This is a genomic window from Coprococcus sp. OM06-34AC, assembly GCF_003462545.1.
Lineage (GTDB): Bacteria > Bacillota > Clostridia > Lachnospirales > Lachnospiraceae > Coprococcus > Coprococcus aceti.
On the sequence record NZ_QTZF01000006.1, the window covers coordinates 148553 to 168832 of the forward strand.

Consider the following 20280-nt stretch of genomic DNA (forward strand, 5'->3'; position numbering starts at 1 on the left):
CTATTCGTTCACGTCCCTTAATATTACAAGAGATGCATTGCTGCCGTCAAGCCATTTCATGCTAACTTCAGTCAAATCCATGATCTTGTCGAGACTTCTTATATAGCTTCTCCAGTTGACCTCCTTGCTGTCCGTAGCCAGATGCTGATCCGGACCTCCCATGAGCTTGTACTTATCTCTGAGATTCTCTATAAGGAGCTTACTGTCCTTGTCTGTAAAATCATATCCAAGCATATCGTTCAGAGTCCTGTTCGAGAACAGCACTCTTCCAGTATCAACTTCTCTAATAAATATACCCTCATCAATATAGTTATATGTATCGAGGAGAACACTGTTTATGCGTTTAACGCTGTCATCGCTCTCTATCTTCTCAAGGGCACTTCTGAGTACATCACCTGTCTGCTTTACAAATTCAATCTCCTCTGTGGTCCACAATTTGTTGATAGAGGTATTCGCCAGCACAAATACCGCTCCATAATTGCCATTAACATACACAGGAACTGCGGTAAAGCTCTTAACAGGCCCCCCTGACATGATCTTCTTAGCTGCTTCATCCATATGCTTTGCATCTATCACAAGGTATCCCTTGTCCACCAGCTTGCCCGAGCCCTGACCATTCTGCCATGATCTGAACTTCATGTTGGCGCGCTGCCACTCTGTCACATACTCCTCCGCAGACATGCTCTGATTCTTGGACCAGATATACTGGCAATCCAGATCTCCCTGCTTGTCCTTCACATACAGGGCTGCCACGTCAGCATTTAAGACCTCGCCCACCTGTGCTATCACGTCATTGATAACCTGCTGGGAGCTCTTATCTGAAGTGTTCAGGGCATCAAGCAGAATCTTCTGCCACTGCAGCTTGTTCTCCATTATGACCTCCTCTGACTTGGCACGGATCGCCTCCTTTGCCAGGATCTGAGAGCTGAATGCGTATTCGGAGAAAATGCGTCCAAGCTGCCACTGCACCTTGTATACGCTCTCCATTTTCTTCGCATCCTCGTCATCATATGAGCAGCATATCCATGTTGCCACATGCTTGCCATCTATCATGATCGGTGCACCACAGATCATACTTCCCGTGATGTCATCGTCCATTTCCATCATAACCGGAACATTGTTCCTGAGAACTACCTCATTGAGCTTCATATATATCTGCTTATACTGAGGCTTCTCAAACATATCATAGAAATAACCCATATGCTTCTGAGGGCCGGCCGGCTCAACCATCTTCTTGCCCACAGGATCTATGATAGTTGTATAAAGTCCTGTGAGTGCAGAGAACGCCTTCGTTATCAGAGTCCACTTCTCGATATCTATCTGATTCCTTTCCTCATCCGACTGGGTATTTGTCTTCATAATGTATGAGAGCTTGTCATCGAACTCCTTCTTAGCGCGCTCAACACTGTTCTCAAGAGCCTTCTTGTCCGTAATATCAGATATAAAATACTCAACCGTGTATGTGTTATCAGCCGCCTGTGTCACAGAGCTCTGGGACTTCACCCAGATAACCTCGCCTCTGTCGTTGACTATCCTGAACTCTTCCTCGTAGTCCTTGTCCTCGCGCTTCGTGGCGTTTCTGACATTCGCCATAACCCTGCTTCTGTCCTTCGGATGGATATAATCCTCTATGAGTCTGTCACCAAGCTTGATGGCATCCACATTTATTCCCATCTGCTTGGCGTTCGGGGTTATATACTTGAAGATCGGTCTGCCATTCTCGTACTGCTGTACCATGACAAAGCTCTTGATCTTAGACATGGCAGATAATATATACGCCGCCTGATCCTCATTGTATCCGGTCTCCTTGTCCTTTATGAACAGGAGCTCTATTCCATCCATGTCGCCATCTGTGGTTCTCACGATGTGACACTTAAGTCTCATCTTATTTATATCTCTGTGAGCTGATACGATCCTAGTCTCCATCTCAAAATCATCCACTCCGGTATTCTGAACCTTGTAGAGCTGTCCGATCAGAAGGTCATAATCACTCTTAGGGAGCAGGTCGCTGAGTCCCACCAGCCCACTGTAGAAATTGCCATCTGTATATCCATACTCAGATATGTTCTTAGATACGTATCTCGTTCTCCATACGCCCTCCGGCTTATACAGATACAGAGCTATAACGCCTATATGGTTTATGATCCTCTCAAGACTCACGCTTCCTATCGTAACGTCTGATCGAAGCTCAAACAATACCATATACGCCTTCTTGTCACCATATTCAAACTGGTTGACAAATCCACTGACTACATATCTGTCCTTGTCGTTAACTATAAGTCCAAGTCTGTGCCATATGATAGCCTTCTTGTCGTCAAGTGTCGGCCAGAACTCATCGCTGACCATAAACTTATCCGGCTCCATGGCAATGGATTCAACATCCGAACCCACGATCTTAACTGCGGCATTGTTTATGCTGATGACTTCACCATCCTCGCAGAACACAACCGCAGGATATTCAACTATTCCCAGAAAATCTGAATAACCACTAAGTCTGTTTATCTCCATAAATATCTCTCCATATATCCACTGCACAAGTGCAGTTTTATCCCATTATTATACACCCCGTATATTATTTACCCCTTAATGCACATAAAACTTTCCTATGTCCCATCACATAGAAAAGTTTCATGTTACCATATATCATATATTACTACTGTGCATCCTCAGCATCACTAACCATAGCAGTTGCCTCGCTCTTCAGTCCGGTAAATGCCTTGTCGGCAACATCCTTTGTTGAAGCACATGCAGAAATAACATTGTCCAGTGATGACAGAAGATCTGACATATATCTGCTTACGCTCTCGCACTCCTTCTTCACATTGTTGCGAAGTCTGGTTGCATCATCTGTGGCTGCATTTCTTGTATTGGCAGCATCCTTCTGAGCTTCCTCTCTCATAACCTTGCACTCGTAATCTGTCTTTGCCGACAGAGCCTCTGCATCTGCGTGAGATTTATTTCTTGTCTTCTCTGCCTCTGAGTATGCCTCATCCTTCATGCTGTTGCACTTTGCCTCGGTCTGATCATACATCTGCTGGCACTGTATCTCTGTATCTGTCTGGAGCTTTGTGCATCTCTCCTTGACATCTGTCTCATATGCCTCGAGCTCTGCAGTTATAGTATTCTTCTTGTCTGTGCACTCCTTCTCAGTCTGTGCGATCAGTGCGTCTGCGCTCTCACGGGCCTCAAGAAGTGTTCTTGATATTGACTCGTATCTTCCTGCATTCTCAAGCTCTCTCTGCTTGTATGCATTGATCTGCTCCTTGAGTGACTCTATCTCGCTCTCCTGCTCTGAATTGGTCTTCTTGAGAGTCTCTATGGTCTTGGAAGACTCTGTCATATTGACCTCTCTCATGGTCTTGAGACTCAGAACAGCCTCGCTGAGCTTGTTGACGTTCGCCTTAAGCTCCTCTACTTCTTTATTGTGCTTTCCCTTAAGTTCATCAATATAGTAATCAACGGATGCCTTATCATATCCACCAAACTTCACTGTCTTCAGTGATTCTACTCTATCGTCAGTTACAACATCTTCTACCTGTTTTGCCATGACCTTACCTCCGAAAAACTAATCCTATTGTAGATACTCCGTAATTATAGCACACATAATTCTGTAAGCAAAGTATTTTTACCTTTTATGATTACAAACCACTTTTTTTATGCTATATTGTAACTGCTCATTGAATTTAAATTTTACGGAGGATCATATAGATGAAACACCATTCAAAACTTGTCATATTAGGTCTCGCGGCAACCCTCGTGATGACATCACTCACAGGCTGTCTTCACCGCAAGAAGACCACCTATCAGGCATACATGCAGAACGTTCTCGACGTCAACTACAAAGGAAGCTTTGACGGATACGTGAAGGACAACGACGGCTCCGAGGAGGACGCCTCAGCCATGTACAGCGACAGCATAGATTATCTGGCCGGCCAGCTCATCAATCATTACTCACTGAACAACGCAGAGACAGACGAGGTGGATGCTATATTTGACGAGACCGCAAAGGTCATCTACTCCAAGGCCAAATACGAGGTGTCAAGAGCCTATAAGAGCGGAAGCGACTACTATGTGGACGTGACCGTGTATCCTATGGACATTCTCAATCAGGCATTTGACGATGTGTTCGCATATATCGACGACTATAACAAGAAGATCAGCGCCGGCGATTTCAACAACACCACAAAGGAAGATTACGAGAAAGAATTTGCCCAGGGCGTGTCGGATATCCTTCAGAATAAAGCCGCAGACATGGATTACCGCAGTCCTGTTGTGGTCTCTGTGAAGATAACCGATGACGGTGAATATTACTGTGCTGACCCGGTGGGGCTGTCCCAGGTTGATGCATCCATGCTTGCAATAGAGGGTTCCCAGCAGAGCTCAGGCTCTGACAGCTCAAGCGAGGACAGTTCAGACGAAGGCGATATCTCCTCAGGTGGCGAGACCGCCGAGTAACTATATGCATTAAGAATGTGTCTTAAGAATATACATTAAGAAAAGCTCAGCCTGTGTGATTTCTACTGAATCCATCACACAGGCTGAGCTTTATATATATGTTATCTCCGGCTACTTTCTCACCCTGACTGACTTTGTCTTGCTCCATGCTGAGTAGCATCTTGTGCCAAACTTGTTCGAAAAGCTTCTAACCCTTACATAATATGTTTTTCCGCCTTTAATCCGCTGCTTTGCTCCAAGACTCGCAGTCGTCTTGCTTCCACCGCTTAACACCGTGAATGCATATGTACCCTTTTTAAAGTTTGATGTTGTTGAATACTGGATCTGATAGCCATCTGCGCAGCTTATCTTTCCCCACTTTAATCTTACAGACGCAGCCGATGGGCTCTTTATCTGGCTTATACTTGGTATCTTCGGGCTGACAGTAACAGGTATTATCTTCTTCACCTTCACATGATTCGAATCTCCAGCATATACGGTGATGTTTGCCTTGCCTATATACCGGGCTGCGATCGTTATTGTTCCAGCAGAGTCTACCTTTACAGCTTTGTTATCCGAGCTGTAGCTGAGCTTTCCGGCACGTGCGCTCACGCTCTGTGAAATAGATATTCTCTTCGAGCTGGTTGACATCTCTATTCTGTAGCTGCGCTTTTTCAGCGTTATGCTGTTCGGCGCCTTTTTGATCTTAAAATTGATCGTCTTCTGTCCCTGATATGCGCCAGTGCCTGTAATTACAGCCTCTGCTGTTCCGGCAGCTTTGTTCTTATTGTATGAAACCGTATAATCTATACCCTTTTTCAGCGTTTTATTGCCAAGCTTTACTGTTACAGCCGGATTCTTCGAATTACCATCATATGTATATTCTGTTTTGTTAAGCGTAACCTTTGCTGACGATATGCTCTTACGCGTGAGCTTTGAGCCATACACATAGCTTGTCTCACCCTTTGCTCCACAGTATACACATGCATAGTAATACTCTGCCGGGGAATCATAATCTGCTGCCTTCTTCAGATATTGCTCAGTTGTTTTCTTTGCTGTGTAGCTGTGATCAACCGGGTCTGTTGCTGTACCGGTTTCAAAAATCTCACCACACATGCTGCAGACAACATCTCCTGTATATCCGCCGCCCATACAGGTAGCTTTCTTCTCTCCTACAAGCGTTCTATCATGGTCTGTCTTTGGAAGAATCTCAGCAGTCCTGCTGAGTTCTGCCTTGCACACGGTGCAGTATATAACCTTGTCTCGGCTGCCTTCAGCCTGACATGTAGCCAGATTTACATTCTCATACACAGCCTTTCCCTGGGTATGTCCGAGTGGCTCTGTCTTCTCATCCTTTGTCTTTTGGCATCGCTCACATGTGTATCTGATCAGACCTTCTGCTGCACACAAAGCTTTTTTCTTAACCACGCCTGAATCCCATCTATGTCCCAATGCACCAATGGCTATCTTCTTGGTACTCTGATAACTCTTGCCATTCAGCGTGCATTTTGCTGTACACACCTTTGCACCATCGTTCTCGCAGGATGCCTGCGTTATCTTGCTTGTTACAGTCATCGGCTCACTGATCACATGACTCGAATCTCTGGTACAGGTGAGAACCAGCTTGCAAGTGTTGCCATTTGCTGACCACTCATACTTTGGGGCGTAATCATGCCCCAGGCTATCCCCGTGTGTAAATGTCTTTTTGCGATTCACTCTTCCACAGTTATCACAGGAATAATAATATTTCGCAGCAGTTGTACAGGTCGCAGCCTGTGCAAGAGTTTCATCATTTACTATTTCCGCAGTGTATGAATGTCCGCCTATCTCTGTTATATCAAGTTCATACTCAGCCTTCACCCACGGATTATATTTACTGGCAATCGTAATCGTTACAACGCCGTTGCCGATTGCCGAAAGTGATGCCGTAGTCCTAGACACTTCATTCACCTTTACAACAGTCTCATCCGACGATGTAACCGCATACTCATGTATGTCCGCTCTCGTTGGCCAATCCATTATATTTATACTCAGTTCCGCTCCAATTTCATACTCACTTGGTGAAGTAGTCCTGTTATCGCTGTCCTTCTCCTGCCAATACACATATCTGATACTGGTAGGAAGTGACACGATCTTCTCATATCCGCACTTTGAACACGTCTCTACTGTCTGGCTTTCACCCTCATCTGCCTCTGATATGACATACTCATGTCCCCCCTGATCTGCCACATTGAACGTGTATTCCTGACAAATTGAGCTGTCATATTTATGAACTATTCTTATGGTTACATCACCTGTTCCGACCGCCGTAAGCTTAGCATCATATCTTCTATAAGAAGATTCCGGATCACTCACTTTTACAATACCTTCATCCGATGATGTAACTATAAACTCAGAGTTGTCGACCTTCGTTGGTGCATAATCTACTTCCAGATTGATCTCATCACCTACTTCCACATCAGCAGGCTTGTAATATCCATTACTATCACTCCACCATACAGTACGTGTTATCGCCGTCGGGATTGTCACCGTTTTTGTCGTCCCGCACTTTGAACAAATTTTTTCTGTCTCTCCAGATCCCGGTTCTGCCTGACTTATTACATAGTCATGACCACCCACATCTGTTACCGACACAGTGATTACCCTCTTCATATCCGGATTCACGACCGGATATACAGTCACCGTTGTCTCTCCTATCTTGTTCATATGGAATGTTCCAGCATAGTTAGACGAAGGGGTATACGAAATAATAGACGGGTCTGCTATATCAAACACGAATTTGTCATCGGATTTGCTATCTGATGCCGTTGAGAAAGATATGTATGTCTCTATATCCTTTCCTACTTCGAACTCCTGATCATATGTGGCTGATGAAGCAGTTTCCGATAATCTCCAGTACACGTACATCGTCTTTGGTCCTGTTACTTTACATCTCGTACATACGCCATCTGTAAAGCTATGCCCAAGAGCCGGAACCTTATCCTCTATCTTTTTGTAGCCACATTTAGCGCATGTGTATACTGTTCCACCTGTCTCTGTACATGTGGCCTCTTTTTTCACACCTTCACCATACACATGCTCCGTGCATGCATCATACCGCTGTCCAAGCAACTTATCCAGCTTGGCCTGCGCTGCATCCACCTTTTTCTGCCACTTCTCCGGATCTACAGTCTCATAATATTCATCAAACAGCTTCTCAAATTCAGCTATTGTGTACACCTCATATTGGCTAGTATAGTTTGAAAGCTTGCTTGCATTGAAGCATGAAGTATTGCCATACCTGCCATAGAGTGTGAATCCGACTCCCATCACCTGATCTGCTGCCCAGAACATATTGGTATAATGTCCAACCGTGACTCCCTCCGAATCCGCCTTTTGTTCAACAGCTGTAAGCTGACTCTGCGAAGTTATGGATGAATATCCCAGCTCATCCCTTATCTTGTTAAAAGATGCCTTCTCACTGTTCCATCCTGCCGCCGGATCAGTATATCCAAACGCCAGATTCTCACATGACACCTGAAGAAGTGAATGATTTGTGAGTCCTGCACCTCTGTCCGCGCCTGACTGTGCCACCGCCATGAAATAGAAATTAGTCTTAGCCGCATTCCTCTTCATTGCCCCGACATAGTTTTCGTCTGTGTCCCTTAACGAATTAATTTTATTCAATACCGCAAATGTCGCCTTTGTGTTTTCAAGCGATATGGCGTCTTTCTTATCTCCGGTAACAACAACCTTGTTATTTCTCGATTCCGGAAGACCTGTATTATTTCCTCCCGCCCACTTGGAGAAATCTTCCTCACATGCCTCCTGCAGGACAGTCTTGGCCCGATTCAGATCATATTTCTGTTTTGTTGTCAGGTTGCTTTTCGCAAGCATCCAGTCTACAAAACCTATAGAGCCCTGATCATATACGGTCATCACTTCACTCTGATCTTTCTTCACCTGTTCCAACTCACTCTGAGCCTCTTCTATCTGCTGGTCAAGGGTACTGGCCTTAACAGTCTGAATACCTGTCGTCTGAATACCTGCCGTCAGCATCAGCACTGCACACATTACCACTGTTGCTGCTTTTTTACACAGTGTCCTTCCCGATAAGCTTCCTTTTCTTTTCATAATCTTTGATACTCCCCCTTTTTTCACATTCTATTTATATTACCCCTTTACCCACATGTACTCCGGCGCACCTATGCAGGGGATTTATTATAAAATAAGGAGACTCATTATAATAATAAACAAGTCTCCTTATCCAGTATAATATACTATTTTATTTCTCCTTGAAGGTGAACTCTTCATTCGCAAGCTTGAATCTGATTCCATCTATGAGCATCATATCCGTTCCGCTGCTTATGATCTTGCCACCAAGGTAAGTGTGGTTGGTCGACTTGTTATCTCTCAGATAGTACACGCCGTTGACATTGATAATGTAAGCATGGCGGCGGCTGACTGAATTGTTGTCAGTTACCTGATAGTCAACTCCCTGTGTAGACTTACCGATACAGAATATCGGCTTGTCGATCCTTATCCTCTCGCCTGTTCTCGTTCTTATGATGACAGGGCCGCTCTTGCCACGGTTGTTGGCTGTGAGAACTGTTGTCGAACCGTCATCGTTGTCATCAAATCCAATATCATTTGATGAGAAATCCTTAACTTCCTTTGCAAGCTTGAATGAAGAAGTTGTAACATGAGGAGTCTCAGGGACCTCTACCTTAGCCACATTGACCGGGCTGACTCCCGCTGACTTCATAAGCTCCTGCTCATCCTCAGGATGTGCTATATTGTCATTCTTCAGGTCTGTTATAAACTTATAAAATTCTGACAGATAAAATGTAGGATTGTGATCAAAGTATTTGATAAGCTCATATCCGGCATCGGATGCCTTCTTATTCGCAAACTTCATATTGCCCATAAGATCCCTTATAAACTTCTCCATATTACATCTGTCCATAGGCTTATCTATAGGCAGGAATATGAGCTGAACAGCCATATTCTGGAAGTCTATATACATATATCCCTTATTCAGTATAACCTTTCCAATGGACAGATCATTCGCCTTGAGATACATGAGCTGATCTGCAATACTGAATATCAGATCAACCAGCTCATCCTTGTGTATCTTCTTCTCAAGGAACTGATTCATGGTAGTCATGGCTGGAATAGAATATGTCAGAGCTCTCTGACCATCTATATATTCCTCATGGCAGAACGCATTATTGCCCACAAACTGAGCATTGTACAGCTCTACCTCATTGTGAAGAACCTCTACATCGTCTTCAATCTTAAAGTACAATTTGTACTCATCACACAAATACATCTTATCACTCATATAAAACCCTCCGATATTTATCGCACGATATCCATGTAAGTCCCGGAGTCAATTATTCTACTGTAACTGACTTTGCCAGATTACGTGGCTTATCTACGTCCAACCCCTTTGCATCGGACGTGTAATACGCTATAAGCTGCAGGATGACAGCAGCCGAAAATACCGTGAACAATCCATCCTGCTTTGGTATGGATATGTGTTTGTCACATACATCTTTATCATTGTACTCTTCATCCATGCTGACAAGAATGACGTATGCGCCTCTTGCCTTAACCTCGCGTATATTGGAAATCATCTTTCCGTATACAGATTCCTGTGTAGCCAAGGCTATGACCGGAACGTTCTCAGTTATGAGTGCTATCGTTCCATGTTTTAACTCCCCTGCCGCATAAGCCTCAGCGTGAACATAAGAAATCTCTTTCAGCTTCAGTGCACCTTCCAGTGACAGTGTATAATCCAGTCCTCTTCCTATGAAGAATGCATCCGGAGCCATCTTTATATAGTTTGCAACTGTCTTTACTTCATCTGCCTGCTTGAGTGTCTCCTCTATCACCGGGATAACGCCCTGAAGCTGTCTGATGAATTTCTTTGCCCTGTCCTCAGAGTATATACCCTTGACATAGCCAAGTCTGCATCCAATGAGATACATTGCAGCCATCTGTACCGAATATGCCTTGGTACTTGCAACTGCGATCTCAGGACCGGCATGTGTATAAAGGACGTAATCGCTCTCTCTGGCGATGGTCGATCCCTTTACATTGACTATGGACAGAACCTTTGATCCACATCTCTTGGCAAGTCTGAGTGCCTCGAGTGTGTCAATAGTCTCTCCTGACTGTGATGTAACTATTACGAGAGTCTTTTCATTTATGAGTGGTTCCTTGTATCTGAATTCTGATGCTATCTCAACATTAACAGGAATCTTTAACTCCTTCTCAATCATGGCCTTGCCGACTATTCCGGCGTGCATAGCTGTTCCGCATGCAACCACTGTGATGTTCTCAAGATTCTTAAACACCTCATCATCGATGCCGTCCTCAGTGAAATCAGGAAGCTCATTCACTATACGAGGAGTTATCGTGTTTCTCAGTGCCTCTGGCTGCTCATAGATCTCCTTCAGCATAAAGTGCGGATATCCACCCTTCTGAGCTGCCGTTATGTCCCATGTTATCTTGAGCATCTCCGGCTCTACCATGTTCCCCTTCATGTCTTCTACTCTGATGCCTGTGCTTGAGAGTGTCAGTATATGATACTCCGGCACAACAAAGTATTCCTTTGAAAATGATATTATCGCTGTGAGGTCTGATGCAATGATCGATCCCTCATCTGTGTATGAAGCGATCATCGGACTTACATTTCTCACTGCGTATATCTTGCCCGGTCTGTCTGCAAACATAATGCAGAGTGCAAATGAACCGGCTATAGCCTTAACAGCCTTTCTGATAGTCTCGATGGGATTGCCATCGTACAGTGTGTCCAGAAGTGCTGCTACTACCTCTGTGTCCGTCTCGGATACCAACCTGTCGGCCAGTCCGTATTCTCTCACAATGTCGTTATAGTTCTCTATAATTCCATTATGTATAAGTGCCACATCTCCGCACCTATGTGGATGTGCATTCACATCCGTAACTCCGCCGTGAGTAGCCCATCTCGTATGGCCTATTCCACAGGTTGATCTGTACACAGGACTGTCGTCGCTGCACATCTCCCTGAGGTCTTCCACTCTGCCGGCTTTCTTCTTGATCGTCAGTGTATCATCATCATTAAGCAGTGCTATTCCCGCACTGTCATATCCCCTGTACTCGAGCTTTGCCAGTCCGTCAATAAGAATGTCCTTGGCTGGTTTCTTTCCTACATATCCTATGATTCCACACATATTAAATTAATCTCCTTTCGGCTTATAACCACGCTGTATACTGATAATATTATAATATGGCGCACTTAAAAAAGGTGAAACCACCATACATAACAGCTATGGGTGTCTGGTCATGATTCTTTGTTTTGGAGTTACCCCCATATTTGGATATCATGTGCGCATCCAGACTCTGCGTGAAGGCATCCGCCGAATATTCGATAACCTTCAACCTCGTTATCCCTGAAAGCCAAAGCCCAGGGGTCATGGCGCTAAGATTTCTAAATCTTTCCAAAGGCACACTCCTCCTGTCCGTGCACCTAACAAAATTCTATCATGAAACATCTAATAAATCAATGCAGAAAGGCCTCTGCGTATAATCTTTGTAACATAAAATTTACTTCAGCTTTATAAATAAAAACAGGGAAACACCACGGATCCCGGCCGTGTGCCCGGCCTGTGATGCTTCCCTCATTATATCCACTATTTTATATCTTAGCTTATAAAGCATCCACCTGGGAAGTCCTTCTCGGTGGTCAGGAGTGACAGATTGCCCTCAGGATCCTCTGCGCACAGAAGCATACCCTCTGATACGACTCCGGCAAGCTTGCATGGCTTGAGGTTTACTATAGCCACAACCTTCTTGCCAACCATATCCTCAGCGGAATATGTACCCTTGATTCCGGACACAATCTGCTTCACATTGTTCTTGCCAAAGCTTACCTGTGAACAGAGAAGCTTTCTGGAGTTTGGAACCTCCTCACAGGAAACGATCTCGCCGATCATGAGCTGCATCTTCTGGAACTCCTCAATGCTTATCTCCTGCTTGTCAACTACATCAGGATTGGCCTTGAGTGCCTGAACCTTTGCCTCTGCGATCTTGATCTTCTTGGTCTCAGCAGAATTCTCCTTCTCTTCCTTCTGCTTCTTGGCCTGCTCGTACATGGACTCCTTCTCCACTGGAGCGAACTCGGCAACCTTAGCCATAACTTCCTTCACGTCAAGACGTGCGAATAGGATCTCAGGCTGCTCTGTTACCTTTGTTCCTGACTTGTACAGACCAAACTTTCCAAGCTCTGTGACCTTTCTCTTCTCGGTATTGAGCTGTGCCATGATCTTCTCAGTTGTCTCAGGCATATATGGCTCAAGGAGTGTTGCACCTATAACGATGCTCTCGACAAGGTTGTACAGAACTGTGTTCAGTCTGTCCTTCTTGTCCTCCTCCTTTGCGAGTGCCCAAGGCATTGTCTCATCTATGTACTTGTTGCATCTCTTGAACAGTGCAAATATCTCTGTGATCGCATCTGCAACCTTGAGCTTATCCATGCACTCTGCAACCTTGTATCTGCAGTCCATAACGACCTTCTTAAGATCCTCATCGACAGGCTCTGTGACGTTGGTATTTGTCACAATGCCACCGAAATACTTGTTTGACATCGATATGGTTCTATTGACCAGATTTCCAAGTGTATTTGCAAGCTCTGAGTTGAGTCTCTCAACCATGAGCTCCCATGAGATAACTCCATCATTCTCAAATGGCATCTCGTGAAGAACAAAGAATCTGACAGCATCCACGCCAAATATATTGACCATATCGTCAGCGTACATTACGTTGCCCTTCGACTTACTCATCTTGCCATCACTCTGGAGGAGCCAAGGATGTCCAAATACCTGCTTTGGAAGCGGAAGTCCGAGTGCCATCAGCATGATAGGCCAGTAAATGGTATGGAATCTCAGGATATCCTTGCCGATCAAGTGAAGATCTGCCGGCCAGTATTTATAAAACTTCTCATCGCTCTTTCCATCTACGTCATATCCAAGTCCAGTTATGTAGTTTGAAAGCGCATCAACCCATACATATACAACATGTTTTGGATCAAAGTCTACCGGAATTCCCCACTTGAATGATGTTCTTGAAACACACAGATCCTGAAGTCCCGGCTTTAAGAAGTTGTTGACCATCTCGTTACGTCTTGACTCAGGCTGTATAAACTCAGGATGCTGCTCTATATGCTTCATGAGCTTGTCCTGATACTTGCTCATCTTGAAGAAGTATGCCTCCTCCTTGGCCTCCTGAACAGGTCTTCCACAGTCCGGGCACTTGCCATCTATGAGCTGTCCATCTGTAAAGAACGACTCACATGGTGTACAGTATTTTCCTACATAATGTCCCTTATATATATCACCCTGATCGTACAGCTTCTTAAATATCTTCTGTACCTGCTTCTCATGGTAATCATCTGTTGTACGGATAAACTTGTCATATGAAGTATTCATGAGATCCCATATTCTCTTGATCTCACCTGATGTCTCATCAACGAATTCCTTTGGGGTCTGCATGTTCTCAAAAGCCTTGTTCTCGATCTTCTGTCCATGCTCATCTGTTCCTGTCATGAATCTTACATCATAACCTGCGAATCTCTTGTACCTTGCAATGCTGTCAGCCAACACGATCTCGTAGGTGTTGCCTATATGAGGTTTACCTGATGCATATGCAATGGCGGTTGTAATATAATACGGTTTTTTTGCCATTTCAAAAACCCTCCCTGAAAAAATACTACAAGCACAAATGAAATGCTTGTGCAACTTTACCGAAAAACTCCTCGGTAATTGTAAATTATATGCCTTTTTATTATTTATTGTCAAGAAGATGGGATATTAAATAAGTCTGTTACGATGGTCATTCTATAACGCTGCCAATAAACTTGTCATCGTCTCTCTCTCAAAAGCGCATCACATTCCTGAGAACGGCAAACATCACCGCCCCGGCAATACATATAAATATAAGTATATTGTCAAATCGCGATAATTTTCTGTTTCCATATCTTACGAATACATAATCGTTTTTTACAATTATGTATGCCAACGCCGGAAGAGCTATAAACATAAATTGATTATAAGCAAATGCCTTTGCAAGATCCAGCCTTACGGCCGCAAGGATAGCCCGTGTTATCCCGCATCCTGGGCATAAAAATCCGGTTATCTTTCTGAATATACATGGTATGGCAAGTCCTGTCACTCTTATGAATATATAATAGAGGATGCCTATCCCCACGAGGATGGCATCCCTTTTAATTATCGCATTTCTTCTTGATTTCTGTATCTGATCCATGCTCTGTATTTCTTTGTCTCCGCCGACTACTGCTGGCTGTTATCACTGCCTGAAGCATCTGCTGATGTGTTAATATTCTGATCTGACTGCTGGCCAAATGTATTCTGGTCTAAACCGGCCTGCTGGCCATATCCCTGCTGATTGTATGCATTCTGATCATATCCCTGCTGGCTGTATGGCTGCTGTCCGTATGCCTGCTGGTTATATGCATTCTGGTCATATCCCTGCTGACCATATGGCTGCTGTCCGTATGTATTCTGATTATACTGCTGCTGACCATACGCATTCTGGTTGTATGCGTTCTGATCATATCCCTGCTGACCATACGCATTCTGGTTATACTGCTGCTGGCCGTATGTATTCTGACCATATCCCTGCTGACCATATGGCTGCTGACTGTAGGTCTGCTGACCATATCCTGTATTCATCTGAGGTATAGCCTCTGCATATTTGTTTGCAGTGTCCTGCATAAGCGCATATGCAATAATTCCAAGTCCAAATACCTGAAGAAGGACGTATAAGATGCCTGAGTTGCTTGATGGTACACCGTTCTTATTCTTTATGATATCAACTTTCTCACCCATCTTATATGCCCAGAACCATCCATAGATGTTACATGTAACGATAGTGAGCAAAAGCGACATTCCACCACTTGTTGCATCTGTCTCTCCTGACTCCTGATTGATATCGTCTGTCAGCACAACAAACCAATACAATCCATATATTCCGCATGTCACAATTGAAAGCAGAATACATATTCCAATATTCCTCTGTTTGATCATAATTGATAATCCTCCTTAAATTTAGATCCTTAATTACATATGTATGACTTGTGTATGACTGCAATTATACTGTTCCTATATAACCACTACATAACTGCAATAAAAATAATAGAATAGCCCCGCAGACACAACTCAGCCTACGGGACTATTTTCTCATACATTTTGTCTGTATGCAACTGCATCTATACATTTTTCAATGTATATTTGTATGCAATTTGATTCATTACGCATTTTTATTGATGGTATCCTGCATAATAGCATATGATACAATTCCAAGTCCACATAACTGGAGCAGAAGGAAAAGTATGCTTGAGTTTCCTGCTGGCTGACCATTCTTTGTCTTTATGGCATCAATCTTCTCGCCCATCTTGTATGCCCAGAACCATCCATAGATATTACATGTAACGATAGTAAGCAACAATGCTACCCCACCGCTTGTTGCATCTGTCTGTCCAGATTCCTGATTAGCATCATTTGTAAGGCAAACGAACCAATACAGTGCATATATTCCAAATGTAATGATTGAAAATACTATGCACAAAGCAATGTTTCTCTGCTTGATCATAAAATGTCCTCCCTTTGATTTAATTATAAATTTTTTATAAAAATTTTATAAAATAATAAAACCATATATGCACATCTTTGTCAATAAAAATCAAAAAATTAAGCTGTTTTTTGCTTTATTATCTATATTTTTTTATAATCAGGCATAAATCTTCAAATATTTACATTCATAATTTATGTGATGTCGTAAACTGTTTTACTTTTGAAACCATGTGCTATATAATAAAATTTCAGGCAGACATATATCAACACCCGTATCCTAAATATATTGCCAGGATCCACAGATTATGTTTGTCCGTATTGCAAGTAATTTATAATTATAGAGAAAAGAGGACATTTGTTATGAAAAACATGCTTAACTTCAAGAATTTCACAGCTGATGAGCTGATGGATATTCTCAATCTGGCACTTGATATGAAGAAGAACCCTGAGAAGTACGCTCATGCTCTTGATGGCAAGAAGCTCTACACTCTTTTTGAGAAAACTTCCACAAGAACATTCCTTTCATTTACAACAGGTATAACTGAGCTCGGCGGTACATATTACAACCAGCTCTGGAAGGATTCCAACTTTACACTCGGTGAGCCTGTATCAGAGATTAAGTATGTCTGCAGAAATGTAGATATCATCATGGCTCGTCTTGTAAAGAACGAGACTGTTGAGCTGTTCGGTGACAATGTTACTGTTCCATTTATCAACGGATGTGACAGTTCTTATCATCCATGCCAGATTCTGGCAGATGCCCTCACTATCATAGAGAAGTTTGGCAGCCTCGATGTAAAACTTATGTACATCGGTGCCAAGAATAATGTATTCAACTCACTTGTTGAGTTCTTTGCAAAGATGAAGAAGGGAACTATCTACGGACTCACGCCACTTGTGAACAACACCGTATGCGGCGATGACTTCTTTGAGGCAGCAAAGGCTACAGGTCACTATGTTGAGCTCGATCCTACCATGAGCATGGAGGAGGCCAAGAAGTACGCCAAGGACATGGATATCCTCTACACAGATACATGGGTAGACATGGAGTTCTTCAACAACCCTGCATACAAGCAGCAGAAGGAGGAGACTCTCGCAAAGATGATGCCTTACCAGCTCAACGAGGAGTTCACAGAGGGAAGCAAGGCTATAGTATTCCACGACATGCCTATGCACCAGGGATTTGAGATCTCACAGGGCGTTATCGACAAGAACCTCAACCACATTTTGGATGAGGCTGAGAACAGACGTCACGCTGAGAAGGCTGTTATGTATACACTTCTCAATTCATGATAATATTTACCCGATCATCTAAGGAGGATTATGTCAAATGAGACATTTAATAGACCCGATGGATCTGTCAGTTGAGGAGATCGATCATCTGCTCACTCTGGCGCAGGACATCATCGATAACAAAGAAAAATACAGTGAGGTGTGCAAGGGCAAGAAGCTTGCAACTCTGTTCTTTGAACCAAGCACACGCACAAGACTTAGCTTCGAGGCTGCCATGATGGAACTTGGCGGAAACGTTCTCGGATTTTCATCTGCGAGCTCCTCATCTTCAACAAAAGGTGAGAGTGTGGGCGATACCGTCAAGATCGTCAGCTGTTATGCCGATATTATAGCTATGAGACATTATAAAGAGGGTGCCCCGATGCTGGCTTCCATGAAATCAGATGTTCCTATTATTAATGCTGGTGACGGCGGTCACAATCACCCTACGCAGACATTGGCCGATCTTCTCACAATAAAGAGAGAGAAGGGCAGACTAAACAATATGACCATAGGTTTCTGCGGGGATCTTATGTTTGGTCGTACGGTTCATTCACTTATAAAGGCCATGTCACGATACGAAGGCATAAAATTTATTCTCATATCACCGGATGAATTAAAATTACCTGATTATATAAGAACAGAAGTCATCGAAAAGAATAATATACCATATGAGGAGATTTCCTCTCTTGAGGATGCTATCGGATCTCTGGACGTTCTCTATATGACAAGAGTCCAGAAGGAACGTTTCTTCAACGAGGCGGACTACATAAGACTGAAAGATACCTATATTCTTGACAAGTCAAAGCTGGCTCTCGCCAGGCCTGACCTGTCGATCCTTCACCCGCTTCCTCGTGTAAATGAGATATCCGTTGAGGTGGATGATGATCCGAGAGCATGTTATTTCCGACAAGCCCTCAACGGCAAATATGTCCGAATGGCACTCATCATGGACCTTCTCGGACTCGACAAGGATTTTAAGGCATAGGAGGAACGATCATGAATATTGACAGTATTCAGAATGGTATTGTACTTGACCATATAACAGCAGGCAAAGCCCTGCAGATATACAACGATCTTCATCTTGATAAGCTGGATTGCTCCGTTGCTATAATCAAGAATGTTAAAAGCGAGAAGATGGGAAGAAAGGACATTCTTAAGATAGATCAGGATATCGACATAAACCTTGATGTTCTGGGGTATATCGACCCGGACATATCCGTCAACATCATCAAGGACGGCAAGCTCGTTGAAAAACGTAAGATCGAACTGCCTGAGAGACTGGTTGGAATAAAGAAATGTACCAATCCAAGATGCATTACGACCACAGAGCAGGGAATAACCCATATATTCAAACTCACAGACAGAGAAAAGCGAATTTACAGATGTATATACTGTGAAGCAGACAAGTAACTGTTTACTTTTCAGTTTTATGTGCTATAATCTATAAAGTTGCGATAATCCGAGAATTATCTAAGAGGTGAAATATGGAACAGTATGTTATCAAGGGAGGTCGTCCTCTGGAGGGCGAAGTTACCATTGCGGGTGCTAAGAATGCCGCACTTGGAATACTTGCCGCTGCAGTCATGACCGACCAGGAAGTCACAATAGAAAACGTACCGAACGTCAGAGATACAAGAGTCCTTCTTCAGGCCATTCAGGGTATCGGCGCAAGGGTCCGTTACATAGACGAGCACACGGTTGCTATATGTGGTGGAACCATCAATCCGAATACCAATCTCTGTGTCGACGACGAATATATCAGAAAGATCAGAGCATCCTACTATCTGCTCGGCGCACTGCTTGGCAAATATAACCATTCACAGGTCGCTCTTCCAGGCGGATGCGACATCGGAGCCCGTCCGATAGATCTGCACATAAAAGGTTTTGAAGCACTTGGAGCCCACGTTGATATAGCAAACGGTATGATATCCGTTGAGGCTGATGAGCTGATCGGAAGCCACATTTACATGGATGTGATCTCAGTAGGTGCCACCATCAATGTCATGATGGCCGCCGTAATGGCAAACGGCAAGACTACCATAGAGAACGCAGCCAAGGAGCCACATATCGTTGATGTTGCCAATTTCCTCAACAGTATGGGTGCTAACATCAAGGGTGCCGGAACTGATGTCATCCGTATCCGTGGCGTAAAGTCACTTCACGGAACTACATATTCCATCATTCCGGATCAGATCGAGGCAGGAACCTTCATGGTTGCAGCAGCAGCCACCAGAGGCAACGTCCTCATCAAGAACGTAATTCCTAAGCATCTTGAGGCTATAACCTCAAAGCTTACAGATATAGGTGCCACTGTCATCGAGTACGATGATTCAGTGAGAGTAATGTGCAACAAGAGACTCAAGGCTACCAACATCAAGACTCTGCCATATCCGGGATTCCCGACAGATATGCAGCCACAGATGGCGGTTACACTTGCACTGTCCAACGGAACAAGCATCGTCACCGAGAGCATATTTGAGAACAGATTCAAGTATGTCGCAGAGCTTTCAAGAATGGGCGCACACATCAGAGTCGAGGGCAACACCGCTATTCTCGATGGTGTGGAGACATTCACCGGTGCAAATGTTGCAGCACCTGACCTGAGAGCAGGCGCAGCACTTGTAATTGCGGCACTTGTGGCCAACGACTTCTCTACTGTATGTGATATCAAGTATATCCAGAGAGGCTACGAGAAGTTCGACGAAAAGCTTCGCGGACTTGGTGCTCTAATCGAGAAGGTAGAGACGGACAAAGAGATCCAGAAATTCAAGCTCAAAGTAGGTTAATATATACGACATAAGGCGAAAAGCTTTTGCCGGTCAGCACTTGTCTGACCGGCAAAAGCTTTTTTGTTGCAATTTTATTACTTTTTTATAACTTTTTTCACAAAAATGGTGCTCATTTGCAATAATTATGGTAAACTTAGACTGATGTAATTTTGTCATAAATACTATTT

At 43.7% G+C, this 20280-nt stretch carries 15 protein-coding genes; 5 read left to right on the plus strand and 10 right to left on the minus strand.

The window, feature by feature from the left end:
• Both DXB91_RS11040 and DXB91_RS11045 read right to left on the minus strand, forming a co-directional pair.
• On the minus strand, positions 1–2508 hold the full coding sequence (locus DXB91_RS11040; protein ID WP_118017974.1) for a PAS domain-containing protein: 2508 nt from the start codon (positions 2506–2508) through the stop codon (positions 1–3).
• A gap of 145 nt (positions 2509–2653) precedes the next feature.
• Positions 2654–3547, minus strand: a complete 894-nt coding sequence (locus DXB91_RS11045) for a hypothetical protein (RefSeq protein ID WP_117549749.1) — start codon at positions 3545–3547, stop codon at positions 2654–2656.
• A gap of 161 nt (positions 3548–3708) precedes the next feature.
• On the opposite strand from DXB91_RS11045, the gene DXB91_RS11050 reads away from it, so the two are divergent.
• Entirely contained in the window at positions 3709–4455 is a 747-nt protein-coding gene (locus DXB91_RS11050) for a hypothetical protein (RefSeq protein WP_117549751.1), read from the plus strand.
• A 111-nt stretch (positions 4456–4566) separates the two neighbouring features.
• Here the strand turns inward: DXB91_RS11050 and DXB91_RS11055 are convergent, their stop codons facing one another.
• From DXB91_RS11055 to DXB91_RS11090, 8 genes are all read right to left on the minus strand, one after another.
• Positions 4567–8547, minus strand: coding sequence for a hypothetical protein (locus DXB91_RS11055; protein ID WP_118017977.1), 3981 nt, complete (start codon positions 8545–8547; stop codon positions 4567–4569).
• A 151-nt stretch (positions 8548–8698) separates the two neighbouring features.
• Positions 8699–9757: a DUF6382 domain-containing protein gene (locus DXB91_RS11060; protein ID WP_015534306.1), complete on the minus strand. Its 1059-nt coding sequence runs from the start codon at positions 9755–9757 to the stop codon at positions 8699–8701.
• Between the two features lie 52 nt (positions 9758–9809).
• Positions 9810–11633 carry a glutamine--fructose-6-phosphate transaminase (isomerizing) gene (glmS, locus tag DXB91_RS11065; protein WP_118017980.1) on the minus strand — a complete coding sequence of 608 codons (1824 nt, stop codon included), beginning with the start codon at positions 11631–11633 and terminating at the stop codon, positions 9810–9812.
• A 49-nt stretch (positions 11634–11682) separates the two neighbouring features.
• Positions 11683–11904 (minus strand): hypothetical protein, encoded by a 222-nt coding sequence (locus tag DXB91_RS11070; protein ID WP_055146187.1) that lies wholly within the window; start codon positions 11902–11904, stop codon positions 11683–11685.
• A gap of 200 nt (positions 11905–12104) precedes the next feature.
• On the minus strand, positions 12105–14141 hold the full coding sequence (gene metG / locus DXB91_RS11075; RefSeq protein ID WP_055222442.1) for a methionine--tRNA ligase: 2037 nt from the start codon (positions 14139–14141) through the stop codon (positions 12105–12107).
• A 190-nt stretch (positions 14142–14331) separates the two neighbouring features.
• Entirely contained in the window at positions 14332–14721 is a 390-nt protein-coding gene (locus tag DXB91_RS11080; protein WP_015534309.1) for a DUF2752 domain-containing protein, read from the minus strand.
• Between the two features lie 26 nt (positions 14722–14747).
• Entirely contained in the window at positions 14748–15503 is a 756-nt protein-coding gene (locus DXB91_RS11085; RefSeq protein ID WP_118017984.1) for a DUF4234 domain-containing protein, read from the minus strand.
• Positions 15504–15726: 223 nt separating this feature from the next.
• Complete coding sequence (locus tag DXB91_RS11090) at positions 15727–16068, minus strand: DUF4234 domain-containing protein (RefSeq protein WP_117549759.1); 342 nt, start codon at positions 16066–16068, stop codon at positions 15727–15729.
• Between the two features lie 341 nt (positions 16069–16409).
• Between DXB91_RS11090 and DXB91_RS11095 the strand changes: the two genes are divergently transcribed.
• From DXB91_RS11095 to DXB91_RS11110, 4 genes are all read left to right on the plus strand, one after another.
• Positions 16410–17342, plus strand: coding sequence for an ornithine carbamoyltransferase (locus DXB91_RS11095; RefSeq protein ID WP_118017987.1), 933 nt, complete (start codon positions 16410–16412; stop codon positions 17340–17342).
• A 37-nt stretch (positions 17343–17379) separates the two neighbouring features.
• A complete protein-coding gene (pyrB, locus tag DXB91_RS11100) occupies positions 17380–18309 on the plus strand; it encodes an aspartate carbamoyltransferase (RefSeq protein WP_118017989.1) in 930 nt (309 codons plus the stop codon).
• 11 nt (positions 18310–18320) lie between these two features.
• Positions 18321–18734, plus strand: coding sequence for an aspartate carbamoyltransferase regulatory subunit (locus tag DXB91_RS11105; RefSeq protein WP_015534312.1), 414 nt, complete (start codon positions 18321–18323; stop codon positions 18732–18734).
• Positions 18735–18808: 74 nt separating this feature from the next.
• Positions 18809–20110: a UDP-N-acetylglucosamine 1-carboxyvinyltransferase gene (locus DXB91_RS11110; RefSeq protein ID WP_117549764.1), complete on the plus strand. Its 1302-nt coding sequence runs from the start codon at positions 18809–18811 to the stop codon at positions 20108–20110.
• Positions 20111–20280: the final 170 nt, after the last annotated feature.

Excerpts from the sequence above, each read along its gene's own strand:
- DXB91_RS11095 (WP_118017987.1), top strand. The coding sequence starts at position 16,410 with ATGAAAAACATGCTTAACTTCAAGAATTTCACAGCTGATGAGCTGATG.
- pyrB (WP_118017989.1), top strand. The coding sequence starts at position 17,380 with ATGAGACATTTAATAGACCCGATGGATCTGTCAGTTGAGGAGATCGAT.
- DXB91_RS11105 (WP_015534312.1), top strand. The coding sequence starts at position 18,321 with ATGAATATTGACAGTATTCAGAATGGTATTGTACTTGACCATATAACA.
- DXB91_RS11085 (WP_118017984.1), bottom strand. The coding sequence starts at position 15,503 with ATGATCAAACAGAGGAATATTGGAATATGTATTCTGCTTTCAATTGTG.
- DXB91_RS11040 (WP_118017974.1), bottom strand. The coding sequence starts at position 2,508 with ATGGAGATAAACAGACTTAGTGGTTATTCAGATTTTCTGGGAATAGTT.
- DXB91_RS11080 (WP_015534309.1), bottom strand. The coding sequence starts at position 14,721 with ATGGATCAGATACAGAAATCAAGAAGAAATGCGATAATTAAAAGGGAT.
- DXB91_RS11050 (WP_117549751.1), top strand. The coding sequence starts at position 3,709 with ATGAAACACCATTCAAAACTTGTCATATTAGGTCTCGCGGCAACCCTC.
- DXB91_RS11055 (WP_118017977.1), bottom strand. The coding sequence starts at position 8,547 with ATGAAAAGAAAAGGAAGCTTATCGGGAAGGACACTGTGTAAAAAAGCA.
- DXB91_RS11045 (WP_117549749.1), bottom strand. The coding sequence starts at position 3,547 with ATGGCAAAACAGGTAGAAGATGTTGTAACTGACGATAGAGTAGAATCA.
- DXB91_RS11060 (WP_015534306.1), bottom strand. The coding sequence starts at position 9,757 with ATGAGTGATAAGATGTATTTGTGTGATGAGTACAAATTGTACTTTAAG.
- metG (WP_055222442.1), bottom strand. The coding sequence starts at position 14,141 with ATGGCAAAAAAACCGTATTATATTACAACCGCCATTGCATATGCATCA.
- glmS (WP_118017980.1), bottom strand. The coding sequence starts at position 11,633 with ATGTGTGGAATCATAGGATATGTAGGAAAGAAACCAGCCAAGGACATT.
- DXB91_RS11110 (WP_117549764.1), top strand. The coding sequence starts at position 18,809 with ATGGAACAGTATGTTATCAAGGGAGGTCGTCCTCTGGAGGGCGAAGTT.
- DXB91_RS11090 (WP_117549759.1), bottom strand. The coding sequence starts at position 16,068 with ATGATCAAGCAGAGAAACATTGCTTTGTGCATAGTATTTTCAATCATT.